Origin of the sequence: Parabacteroides caecihominis, from assembly GCF_023656785.1 — a bacterium.
GTDB classification, from domain to species: Bacteria; Bacteroidota; Bacteroidia; order Bacteroidales; family Tannerellaceae; genus Parabacteroides; species Parabacteroides segnis.
On sequence record NZ_JAMOKS010000019.1, the window covers coordinates 35619 to 47682 of the forward strand.

The 12064-nt window shown below is 47.5% G+C and carries 8 protein-coding genes; 4 read left to right on the top strand and 4 right to left on the bottom strand.

What is annotated here, in order from left to right; all coding sequences use genetic code 11:
• Nucleotides 1–33: 33 nt before the first annotated feature.
• From NBH14_RS16745 to NBH14_RS16760, 4 genes are all read right to left on the bottom strand, one after another.
• Nucleotides 34–1614, bottom strand: coding sequence for a peptide chain release factor 3 (locus NBH14_RS16745; RefSeq protein WP_186960209.1), 1581 nt, complete (start codon nucleotides 1612–1614; stop codon nucleotides 34–36).
• An 86-nt stretch (nucleotides 1615–1700) separates the two neighbouring features.
• Nucleotides 1701–2561 (bottom strand): dTDP-4-dehydrorhamnose reductase, encoded by an 861-nt coding sequence (gene rfbD, locus NBH14_RS16750; protein ID WP_186960210.1) that lies wholly within the window; start codon nucleotides 2559–2561, stop codon nucleotides 1701–1703.
• A gap of 4 nt (nucleotides 2562–2565) precedes the next feature.
• A complete protein-coding gene (locus NBH14_RS16755; RefSeq protein WP_186960211.1) occupies nucleotides 2566–3114 on the bottom strand; it encodes a DUF4924 family protein in 549 nt (182 codons plus the stop codon).
• The gene (locus NBH14_RS16760; protein WP_046146539.1) at nucleotides 3111–4037 is read right to left on the bottom strand and encodes a Mur ligase family protein; all 927 of its coding nucleotides are present in this window, start codon (nucleotides 4035–4037) and stop codon (nucleotides 3111–3113) included. Before NBH14_RS16760 ends, NBH14_RS16755 begins: the two co-directional genes overlap by 4 nt.
• A 95-nt stretch (nucleotides 4038–4132) precedes the next feature.
• Here NBH14_RS16760 and NBH14_RS16765 point away from each other — a divergent pair, with 95 nt between their 5' ends.
• The 4 genes from NBH14_RS16765 to NBH14_RS16780 all read left to right on the top strand — a co-directional run bounded on the left by NBH14_RS16765 (nucleotide 4133) and on the right by NBH14_RS16780 (nucleotide 11956).
• A complete protein-coding gene (locus tag NBH14_RS16765) occupies nucleotides 4133–4963 on the top strand; it encodes an MBL fold metallo-hydrolase (protein WP_186960212.1) in 831 nt (276 codons plus the stop codon).
• A gap of 125 nt (nucleotides 4964–5088) precedes the next feature.
• Complete coding sequence (locus tag NBH14_RS16770) at nucleotides 5089–7410, top strand: glycoside hydrolase family 20 protein (RefSeq protein ID WP_186960213.1); 2322 nt, start codon at nucleotides 5089–5091, stop codon at nucleotides 7408–7410.
• Between the two features lie 95 nt (nucleotides 7411–7505).
• Nucleotides 7506–9365 carry a sensor histidine kinase gene (locus NBH14_RS16775; protein WP_186960214.1) on the top strand — a complete coding sequence of 620 codons (1860 nt, stop codon included), beginning with the start codon at nucleotides 7506–7508 and terminating at the stop codon, nucleotides 9363–9365.
• A gap of 104 nt (nucleotides 9366–9469) precedes the next feature.
• Nucleotides 9470–11956 carry an alpha/beta hydrolase family protein gene (locus NBH14_RS16780; protein WP_250817666.1) on the top strand — a complete coding sequence of 829 codons (2487 nt, stop codon included), beginning with the start codon at nucleotides 9470–9472 and terminating at the stop codon, nucleotides 11954–11956.
• The last annotated feature ends 108 nt before the right edge of the window (nucleotides 11957–12064 follow it).

Genomic DNA, 12064 nt, shown 5'->3' on the forward strand with positions numbered 1-12064 from the left:
GGTGAAAAGCGGCAAAGCCGGACACGTTCCTTATCAGAATTCCGAAGTAAAATGGAACCTGATATCCGGAAAATCCTGCTGTGCCATGGTCAGCACATAACCGGAATCGGCCAGATAGACGTCACGCCCTTCTTTGTCGAGCGCCATATACTGGGATTTACGTTTCTTGAAATTTTCTAAAGCAACAGGATTGTCACTCTCGATCCAGCAGGCTTTGTACAGGCTGATCGGTTCCCATTTACATTGTGCGCCATACTCATGCAGCAAGCGGTACTGGATAACCTCAAACTGCAACTGCCCTACCGTACCGATGATCTTACGGCCGTTGAACTGGTTGGTGAAAAGCTGTGCCACACCTTCGTCCATCAACTGTTCGATACCTTTGTTCAATTGCTTGGCTTTCATCGGGTCGGCATTTTCAATATATTTGAACATTTCCGGAGAAAAGCTGGGCAATCCCTTGAAATGAAGTTCTTCACCGGAAGTCAGCGTATCGCCGATCTTGAAATTCCCGGTATCCGGCAAACCGATAATATCACCGGCAAAAGCCTCGTCCACCGTCTCCTTCTTCTGTGCCATAAAAGCAGTCGGGCTACTGAAACGCACTTGTTTGCCGAAGCGGACATGTTTATAAGGAGCGTTACGCTCGAAACGACCGGAACAGATCTTCACGAAAGCGATACAACTGCGATGGTTCGGGTCCATATTGGCATGTATCTTAAAGATAAAGCCGGTAAAGCTATCCTCTTCCGGTTCAACCACACGTTCCACCGCCTGGATAGGACGGGGAGACGGAGCAATCTTGATAAAGCAATCCAGCAACTCCTTCACACCGAAGTTGTTCAGGGCAGAGCCGAAAAAGACAGGGGCGATATCCCCTTTCAGATACGTATCCACATCGAACTCCGGATAAACGCCTTCGATCAACTCGATGTCCGCACGCAGCTTTTCAGCCAGCGTATCGCCGATATGGTTTTCCAGCTCCGGGCTGTTGATATCGTTGAACTCGATCTTTTCCGTCACATACTGTTTGCTCGGCGTATAGAGGTCGAGTTTCTGTTCATATATATTATATACCCCTTTGAAACGCTGTCCCATATCGATCGGCCAGCTCAGAGGGCGTACCTTTATCTGCAATTCTTCTTCTATCTCATCCAGAAGGTCGAAAGGATCTTTACCGTCACGGTCCATCTTGTTGACAAACACGATCACCGGTGTCTTGCGCATACGGCAGACTTCCATCAACTTACGGGTCTGGGCTTCCACACCTTTGGCAATGTCGATTACAATAATTACACTGTCTACGGCTGTTAACGTACGGAAAGTATCTTCGGCAAAGTCCTGGTGGCCCGGGGTATCGAGGATATTTACTTTATGGTCGTCATAGTCGAAAGCCATCACAGAGGTTGCAACGGAGATTCCACGTTGTTTTTCTATTTCCATCCAGTCGGAGGTCGCTGTCTTTTTGATCTTGTTGGACTTAACAGCTCCTGCCACATGGATCGCGCCACCGAACAACAGTAGTTTTTCCGTCAATGTGGTCTTACCGGCATCCGGGTGGCTGACAATAGCAAACGTTCTTCTTCTTTTAATCTCTTCTGAATACTGACTCATTTTTATATCGTTTATTTTATTTCAAACAGGGTTATGAACAGGGTTTTCAACATACTTATCAACATATCAACAGGGTTATCAACAACCTACAGTTTCTCCATGCAAACGCGGAGACTCTCTTCCCAATGCGGGATGACAATGCCGTATGTTTCTCTTATCTTCTTCTTATTCAACACACTATAAGGAGGACGGACCGCCTTTGTCGGGTAATCTTTCGTTTCGATCGGACGGACACGGCATTCTATTCCGGCCACCTCAAGGATTTTCACCGTAAAATCATACCAGCTGCAAACACCTTCATTGGAAAAATGATAAATCCCCGGCACAAAGGCATCCCGCTCGCCAGAGTCAACCACCGTGAGAATGGCTGCTGCCAGGTCGCCTGCATAAGTCGGCGTCCCGATCTGGTCGAATACGAAACCGAGCTCATCCCGTTCTTTTCCCAGACGGAGCACGGTCTTCACGAAATTATTCCCGAACTCCGAATATAACCAGGCAGTACGGATAATCACCGCATCTGGACAAACTTCTTGTAAAATCTCTTCACCGGCCAATTTGGTCCGGCCGTAAGCCGAAACAGGACGGGTGGCATCGGTCTCCACATAAGGACGACAGTTTGTTCCGCTAAATACATAATCGGTAGAGACGTGAATCATTTTAGCTCCCGCCTCATGTGCCGCTTTACCCAGTACACCGACAGCAAAAGTATTGATGCGGCGGCACAGGGCCTCGTCGTCTTCCGCCTTATCGACAGCCGTATAGGCGGCACAGTTCAATATATAGTTCACCCCGTTGTCCTTTATCATCGCCCGCACAGCAGCAGGATCGGTAATGTCCAACGTGTCGACATCTGTAAACAGGAAATTATATCCGGAATATTTGCCGGCAAACAAACGAATCGAATTACCCAGTTGCCCATTGGCACCGGTTACCAGAATTGTTTTCATGTCATTAATCTTCTAATTTCAATTCTCCGTTCATATCTTCACGATACTTTTCGGCAAGGAGGGCCAGAAAAGAACTGATCTGTTTGATCGCTTCCTGCGTTTCCGGACTAACGGTCTTTCCCTGCATACGGAGAAGCAGATAGCCATAGATTGCATTAAAACAGGTCTCCAGTTCAGGTAAGTCCTCTCCTCCGGATTTTGCGCGGAGTTGTACTATATAAGGGAGCGTTTTATAGTAGGCCGCCCCGTAAACCATTTCTTTCGTAGATTTAAGCAGCCGCAGATGCAGGTCGGTCAGGGCAATGATGACATTCTTGTTCAACTGGATATGTCCTTTTTCCTTGACACCTTCGCTACGCATCATCTCAATCAGTTCCTCATACCATCCGGCTATTTCTTCCTTCACTTCGTCCGGCTGGTCGTATTGGGCGATCACCGTACGGCGGATCGAATCGAGGTCAAACTGGTTGGCACGTATCAGGTCTTCCACCTGCCACATGTATAACAAATACTCGGCTATATTTTCTTTTCTTTTTTGCTTCGCTACAATCATGGTTGCAAAGATACACTATATTCGGATATCGCCCGATAGAAATCAGCATCTTTAACACCTAACTGACGGCATGCCAGACGTGCAGCATTGAGGTTTGTCAGGAAATAACTGTCCGGGACATGTATCGGGAAATCCCCGTAACGGGTCTGGAGGAACGTCGCCCCGTCTTTCTCGATCACAGGATGTTCGCCGTAAGAGATAGCTGTAATATCCTCGCGCACTTCCTCTGCCAGTTGCTTCACAGCCGGGTCGCCTTCAAAATAGATCAGTTTGCCTTCACGTTCGATCAGGGTCGTGAAGTTTCTGAACGTATCATAATAAGCATCCGGAGTGGGATGGTCGGTATCCGGCGTCCATGACAGATTGGTCAATATCGCGATATGGGGACGGAAAAACTCCAGCTGAAAACGTTTCTCCAAAGCAGACGTAACATGTTCATCTCCTTCGATCAGGGCGATACGTGCTTCATAGCTCATATGTACACGGTTCGGCAACAAAGGAATCTCACTGGTCAGGGCATAGTCGAAGGCCAGCTTCTGCCGCTGAAGGGCACGAATAATCATCGAGATAATTGTTTTCTTTCCGCGGCTTCCCGCAACAACTACCCGTGTCTTCTCTTTAGTCCGCTGAAAAATAAATTCAGGTATAGAGAGAATTAATAACCCTAATTCCTTAGCTCTTATCAGTTCCGGATTATCCTGTTTGACAGTGGCACCCAGAACGACAAAATTATTATCCTTTGTTAATCTCTCCGGAAACCAACCGTTTCCATGACAAGTACAACCGGCAGCGTGCAGCTTTGCTATCACATCTTCTGTTATACCATTGCCGGAAACACTCACATCATATCCCTTCTCATGAATAGCCAAAGCCAGGTCAAGCACAAGAGGTTCGGTTACGGAGATTAAATGAACTTTTCGCATCACTTTGAATTTGTCGCAAATGTACACATTTTCATCAAGCATCAACGTATAAGGAATAGAAAAAACATGCTTATCTTTGACACAAAAAAAGTGAAATGGATATACAGATAATCGATACGGGCTACTTTTATGCAGACGGCGGCGCCATGTTCGGAGCGATTCCGAAAACTGCCTGGAGCCGGCGTTACCCCAGCAACGAAACAAACGGCTGCGTCCTGGCAATGAGGAGCCTGCTCATATCAACCGTTCCTGAAAAAGTGATCCTTATCGACAACGGAGCAGGCACGAAACATCTCCGGCAACTGAGCTATTATAATTTCTTCGACCTGGTCGATCTGGGGGAAGAATTACATAAGCGCGGCATCTCGCCCGGACAAGTGACGGACGTTGTCCTCACCCACCTGCATTTTGACCATTGCGGTTATTCAACCTTAAAAAATGAAGAGACGGGAGAAATCTATCCGGCTTTTCCCAACGCAACATACTGGGTCAGCCGCAGGCAATGGGAAAATTTCCTGCATCCGAACGCACTGGAAAAGGATTCTTACTTCATAGAAAACATGAAGGCGATAGCCGACAACGGGCAACTGCGCCTCATCGATGCCGACACGCAGCTTTGTCCGGACATCGACCTGCGCCTCTTCGACGGACATACGCCGGGGCAGATCGTACCTTATATTCAAACCGGCGGACAGACTTTCGTCTTTGCCGGAGACGTGATTCCCCTGGCAGCCAGTGTTTCGCCGGAGTGGATTTCGGCTTACGATACTTTCCCGGTCACTTCTTATCAGGAAAAAGTCCGCATGCTGGAAGAAGCCGCCAGGGAAAGCCAAGTCCTTATTTACTGTCATGATGCTTATACCAGATGCAGTACGGTAAAGAAAGTCAACGACTTTTTCAAGAAAGATAAAACAATAGAAATATAGTAAGTTTACCGATTACCATCCGGATTCATTTCAGAAATAAAATAAATCACTATCTTTGGAAACAATCTGTTACAGATCATAAAATACAGGAAAAAGACATTATCATTTATAACTTTTAATAACGCATGAATAAACTAAGCAAACTAACGCTGTTATGTGCAGCTTTTGCCGGAATGATGGCATGTTCCGATGGTAAAGTCGCGAAAGGCGATTACGGCATCATCCCTCTTCCGCAGGAAGTTTCCATGGTCAATGGAAGCTCTTTTGTGTTAACGCCTTCTACTTCTATCATTTACCCGGAAGGGAATGACTTACTGAAACAGGCTGGCGAGTTCCTGGCTTCTTATATTAAGGAAGCAACCGGCTATGCCCCGAAAGTGGGGACGGCAAAAAGTTCCAAGCCGATCCATTTGTCGGTCGACAAAAGTATCTCCAACCCTGAAGGTTACCGGCTGACCGTTACTCCGGAAGGAATCGAGATTGCTGGCGCGAGCGAAGCCGGCGTATTCTACGGCGTACAGACTTTACGCAAATCGATTCCCGCAGTGGCCGAGGGGATGAACATCGAACTCCCGGCCGTAACGATCAACGACTATCCCCGTTTCGCTTATCGCGGAATGCATCTGGATGTGTCGCGCCACTTCTTCCCGGCTGATTCTATTAAGAAATACATCGACATATTGGCATTGCACAATATGAACACGTTACATTGGCATCTGACAGACGACCAGGGATGGCGTATCGAGATCAAGAAATATCCGGAACTGACGAAAATCGGCTCCCAACGCAAACAAACCGTGATCGGGCATAACACCGGCGAATACGACGGCCAGCCTTACGGCGGCTTCTATACTCAGGACGAAATCCGCGACGTCATTGCCTACGCCAAAGAACGTTTTATCACGATCATTCCCGAAATCGACCTTCCCGGACACCAGCAGGCGGCATTGGCTACTTACCCGGAACTGGGTTGCACAGGCGGTCCGTACGATGTATGGCAGCAATGGGGTGTCTCCGAAGATGTGATCTGTGCCGGTAATCCTAAAGCGATGGAATTCCTGCAAGATGTACTGTCCGAAGTGATCGATCTGTTCCCATCCGAATATATCCATATCGGAGGTGACGAATGTCCGAAGGTACGCTGGGAAAAATGCCCGAAATGCCAGGCTCGTATCAAGGCAGAAGGCATCAAAGGCGATAAGAAACACAGTAAGGAAGAATATCTGCAAAGTTCCGTGATCTCACAGATGGAGAAATTCGTCGAAAGCAAAGGCCGCCATATCATCGGCTGGGACGAGATACTGGAAGGCGGACTGGCTCCGAATGCTACAGTTATGAGTTGGCGTGGTGTGGACGGCGGCATCGAAGCGGCTAAACAGCATCACAACGTGATCATGACTCCGAATACGTATCTTTATTTCGACTATTACCAGTCTACCGATACGGAAAATGAACCGATGGCTATCGGTGGTTACCTGCCGTTGGAACGGGTTTATTCACTGGAACCGACTGCCGGTATTCCTGACGAATATAAGAAATATGTGATCGGTGTACAGGCAAACCTCTGGACTGAATATATCCCGACGTTCTCACAGGTTGAATACATGGTTATGCCGCGTATGGCCGCCCTTGCCGAAGTGCAGTGGACCGACCCGAGCAAGAAAGAATACCAGAGTTTCCTGCCCCGCCTGGTCCGTATGACAAAACTGTATGACCACCTGGGTTACAACTATGCCAAGAATATCTTTGACATTCACGCAGAATTCACCACCGATACGGAGAACAGCGAAGTCGTTGTAAACCTGTCCACAATGGGTGACGGTGATATCTACTACACACTCGACGGCAGCGAACCGACAAGCGCAAGCAATAAATATGAAGCTCCCGTAAAGATCAAGGAAAACGCAACCATAAAAGCCGTTGTCGTTCGTCCGACAGGCAACAGCCGCGTATTCTCTGAAAAAATCAATTTCAGCAAATCGACGGCAAAACCTGTTACTTTGCGTGTAGCCCCGAGTAAAGGATACGAATTCAAAGGCGGTCCTGAAATGACGGACGGCCTGACCGGTGATACGAATTACAAAACCGGCCGTTGGCTGGGTTTCCAGGGAAAAGACCTGGATGCGGCAATCGACCTGAAACAGCCGGTTGAAATCAGCAAGGTGGCTTTCAATACCAATGTGGTCAAAGGCGACTGGATCATGGGCGCTGCCGGAGTTACCGTAAAGGTATCCGAAGACGGTAAGAACTTCAGGGAAGTGGTATCCCAAACAATCCCGTCCCTGAAACAAACCGATAAGGATGGCATCTATCCGCAGGAAATTACCTTCGATCCGGTAAAAGCCCGTTACGTGGAAGTGATCATCAAAAGCGACAAGCTGCCGGCATGGCATGGCGGCGCAGGTAATCCGGCCTATCTGTTCGTAGACGAAATTATTATTCAATAGGGTAAAACATCAACATAAAAGCCGTCTAAAAGACTTACCTCTTTCCGACAGTAAGTCTTTCAGGCGGCTTTTTTACTTCAAATTATACAGGCTTTATGCGAAAAGCAATCATCATGCTAAGCCTTTTCCTCTGCCATTTCACACTAGTATACGGTAATAATCAAGGCAAGCAGGAATACATCCTTGTTCTGAACTCCGTCAATTACGACGAAGTCTGGACAAATGGTATCTATCAATCTATCTACGAATCTTTTAACGGCTCTCAGTATGCTGTCCATACAGAAGAACTGATGGTTCCGACCATCGCAAATACAGACGAAGCCGGCATCAAAAGAAATTCATTACTGGAAAAATATCCTCTTCCCCCCAAAGCCGTTGTCTTTATCGGCGATCCCGGATGGTTGGTATGCCGTCCCTTATTCGACAAAGAATGGAAAGAAATCCCCGTTCTTATCTGTTACTCACGCAAATCAATGCCTTCCTGCATCGAAAACCTCCTTTCCCGGAACATATCGGACAAAGAGCTTGTCCCTGCCGCCCGGATGATGGAAGGCTATAACATAACAGCCATCCACCAGCCTTTTTATATCAAAGAAACCCTTGAACTCATGCAACGCATACAGCCGGAGATCAGGAATATCGCTTTCATCTCCGACAACCGGTATATCAGCCTCTGTGCACAGAAAGAAGTCGAGCAGGCGCTGGCCGGCTATTACCCGTCCCTGAAGTTACAGCTTCTCACCACAACCCGACTTTCCACAGAACAATTACTGGACACTATCTCCCGCTATAACCGGGAAACCGGAATCTTATATTATTCATGGTTCTCAAAACAGATGCAACAAAATAATTACCTGAACGACAACATACAGCGGATCGTTTACGGGTTTGCTCATTATCCGGTCTTTACCATTGCCGACCTGCAAGTGGAAAACGGGAATTTTGCCGGAGGACATTACATCTCACTATCCGACTTCAGCCAGGATGCCATTCACACTTTACAGAAGATTATAAATGGTACCCCGGCACGCGATATTCCGCCCCACACCGGAGGCGAACCACAAACCTACCTGAATTACCGGCATCTGAAACTGCATAATACCGACAGCAATCTCTATCCCGGCAATGCAATCTATTATCAACGTCCCCCGAATTTCTACGAAAGGAACAGGCTGGCTATCATTTGTATCATAGCCCTTTTCTGTGCCCTGATCATTATCCTCGTCATGCGATTTCGCTTCTACTGGCAGGTGAGACAGGAAATCCGCGAACGCGAAAAAGCCGAAGAAGCCAACCGTCTCAAATCGGCCTTCCTGGCAAACATGAGCCATGAGATACGTACCCCGTTGAATGCGATCGTCGGCTTCTCCACCCTGTTAGCCAATGAAGAAAACCTGGAAGAAAGGCAAGAATTCATCAAGATCATCGAGAACAACAATGAGTTATTGCTCCAATTGGTCAACGACATACTGGACCTCTCCAAAATAGAGGCCGGAACCCTGGAGTTCATCTATTCGGACGTAGACGTAAACGCTTTACTGACGGAGATAGAACAAAGCAGTCGTATCCGGAACCGGCATCCGGAAATTCAAATCTCTTTTGAAGAACGTCTGCCGCAATGTATCATCCATACGGAACGAAACCGCCTGACCCAGGTCATAAACAACCTGCTGACCAACTCAATGAAGTTTACAACCCGGGGAAGTATCCGCTTCGGTTATCGACAGGAAGGCAACAGGCTGCGTTTCTATGTAAAAGACACCGGGTGCGGCATTCCTGCGGATAAGATAGATTCAGTCTTCGGACGTTTCGTCAAACTGAACAACTTCCAGCAAGGGACCGGCCTCGGCCTCTCCATCTGCAAAACCATCGTAGAAAAGCTCGGCGGAGAGATGGGTGTGGAGTCGGAAGAAGGGGTAGGGACTTTATTCTGGTTCACTATTAAGGTTGAATAAAGTTCTTCTTTCATTTCTTACAATACATTTCAGGATTTCAAAAGTATAGGTTTCCCTGTGAAAAAAATAAATACCTTTGCAGGAAACATCAAATTTTATTCGCCATGAAAAGAAACCTATTACTTCTGGCAGCTATCTGTTCCTGCTATAATCTCTTTGCAGAGGAGGTCATAGTCAAACAATTCAGATATGCCGGCCCGTATGAAGTGAAAGAGCCGTTCCTGAAAGACAGCCTCGACGTAAACAGTAAGAAATTCACCGAAAAAGAATTATTGAAAACAGTCGTTCCGTTTAACAATGTGCGTCAAAGTACACAATTGCTGGAAACGAATGCCGACGGAGAAAGTACACTTCCCGCCGGCAACCAATCTGCTCATATCGGACTGGCCTCTTTCTATCTGAACAGCGACCGGTATGTAAAAGGGGCTTTGCAGGTTAAAGGCCCGGAAACATACGAGGTCTATGTAAATAACGAAAAACAAACAGCCCCCGACGGAAAGGTTTCCCTGTCACTGGAACCTCATCGTTACGAAATCGTTATCAAATATTTAGCCGAAAGCGATAAAGCCGGAACCCTGAAAGTTTCGTTCGATACGGAAAAAGAGGCTGTTATCACGGCTACCACCGATCCGGAAAAAAGATATACGATCAGCGACGTGTTCGACGGAACACGTTTCCGCTCCGTCAGCCTCTCCCCCAACGGAAAATATCTGCTTACCTCCTATCAGACTACTTATCCCGGCGGACAGACTGCATCTTTTCAGCAAATTACCGATAAAACCAACGGACAGGTACTGATGGAAAGCAGTACGAACAATTTCAGCTGGATGCCCCAAAGCAACCGTCTTTATTATACCCGTAAAGGATTACAGGGAAAAGAACTGGTGACTATCGATCCGGTGACAAAAGCCGAAACAATCCTCTCCCAGAATTTGCCCGATGGCTGGTTCAGTATCGCCCCGACAGAAGATTTTCTGATCTTCACGATCTCCGAGAAAGGACCGGAAAAAGACAAAGACATGGAAGAAATTCTCGTGCCCGACGACCGTCAGCCGGGATGGCGCAACCGTTCCTTCCTCCATAAATATGACCTGGCAACGGGTGTTCTCGAACGCCTCACTTACGGCCACAATTCCACTTCGCTTAACGACATTTCGAAAGATGGCCGTTATCTGCTGTTCACCAGCAGCCGGCGCGAACTGACGAAGCGTCCGTTCAGCACAAAAATCCTTTACCGGATGGATTTGCAGAACAGGCAGGTTGATACACTCCTGGAAGATCCGTTCATCAACTATGCTAGTTTTTCACCGGACGGAAAACAACTGGCTGTTTCCGGCTCGGGAGAGGCATTCAACAAGATTGGCTTGAATATTGCTCCGGGACAAACATCCAACCTGGCTGACGGACAGTTGTTCATCTACGACCTCTCCAATAAGCAGGCGACAGCCGTAAGCAAAGATTTTAATCCGTCTATCCAATCATTTACATGGAATACCGGAGATAAACAAATCTACCTGCAAGGAGAAGACAAAGACTGTGTCCGCCTGTATACGCTCAATCCCGCAAACGGAAAGATCAGTCCGGTTCCACTGAAAGAAGATATATTATCGGATTTCACAATTGCTGATAATGCCCCCGAACTTGTTTATTTCGGTGAAAGCGCCTCCAACTCACAACGACTCTACTCCATGAATCTGAAAAAGAAAGAGAAAGAGTCTGTTTGCCTGAAAGACTTGTCCAAAGACATTCTGAAAGATATTACCCTGGGCGAAGTACACGACTGGAATTTCCAGGCGGCTGCCGGAGATACAATCTACGGACGTTACTATCTGCCGCCGCATTTCGACCCGAGCAAGAAATATCCGCTGATCGTTAATTATTACGGCGGGACAAGTCCGACGGAACGCTCACTCGAAAACCGTTATCCGTCGCATACCTATGCTGCACTGGGATATGTGGTTTATATCATACAACCCAGCGGTGCCACCGGTTTCGGACAGGAGTTCTCCGCACGCCACGTCAATGCCTGGGGAAAACGTACGGGAGACGAGATCATCGAAGGAACAAAAAAGTTTTGTGAGGAACACAGTTTCGTGGATGCCAAAAAGATCGGCTGCATCGGCGCCTCTTACGGCGGCTTTATGACACAGCACCTGCAAACTAAAACCGATATCTTCGCCGCCGCTATCTCACACGCCGGCATCAGCGATATTACCAGTTATTGGGGAGAAGGTTACTGGGGATATTCTTACAGTGCACTGGCTACAGCCAACAGCTATCCCTGGAATGCACGGGATATCTATGTAGAACAAAGTCCCTTGCTCCATGCCGACAAGATCAACACGCCGATCCTGTTCCTGCACGGCTCCGTCGATACAAACGTACCTGTAGGAGAAAGTATCCAGATGTTCACCGCCCTGAAACTACTCGGCAAGCCGACAGCCTTCATACAGGTAAACGGACAAAACCATCAGATACTGGATTATAAGAAACGGGCGGAATGGAACAAAACCATCTATGCCTGGTTCGCCAAATATCTGAAAGAGCAGCCGGAATGGTGGGAAGCTCTCTATCCGCCCAAAAGTCTGTAAAAGAATTGTACTGATGCAAATGCAATACCCGGATAGAAACCGACATAGAAACGTTTCTGAATCGATTTATACCCGGGTATTATTTTTTATGCCTTCCGGAAAGTTCTG

Bases quoted from the DNA above. Each gene is read 5' to 3' on its own strand.
- NBH14_RS16745 (WP_186960209.1), bottom strand. From the start codon at position 1,614: ATGAGTCAGTATTCAGAAGAGATTAAAAGAAGAAGAACGTTTGCTATT.
- rfbD (WP_186960210.1), bottom strand. From the start codon at position 2,561: ATGAAAACAATTCTGGTAACCGGTGCCAATGGGCAACTGGGTAATTCG.
- NBH14_RS16755 (WP_186960211.1), bottom strand. From the start codon at position 3,114: ATGATTGTAGCGAAGCAAAAAAGAAAAGAAAATATAGCCGAGTATTTG.
- NBH14_RS16760 (WP_046146539.1), bottom strand. From the start codon at position 4,037: ATGCGAAAAGTTCATTTAATCTCCGTAACCGAACCTCTTGTGCTTGAC.
- NBH14_RS16765 (WP_186960212.1), top strand. From the start codon at position 4,133: ATGGATATACAGATAATCGATACGGGCTACTTTTATGCAGACGGCGGC.
- NBH14_RS16770 (WP_186960213.1), top strand. From the start codon at position 5,089: ATGAATAAACTAAGCAAACTAACGCTGTTATGTGCAGCTTTTGCCGGA.
- NBH14_RS16775 (WP_186960214.1), top strand. From the start codon at position 7,506: ATGCGAAAAGCAATCATCATGCTAAGCCTTTTCCTCTGCCATTTCACA.
- NBH14_RS16780 (WP_250817666.1), top strand. From the start codon at position 9,470: ATGAAAAGAAACCTATTACTTCTGGCAGCTATCTGTTCCTGCTATAAT.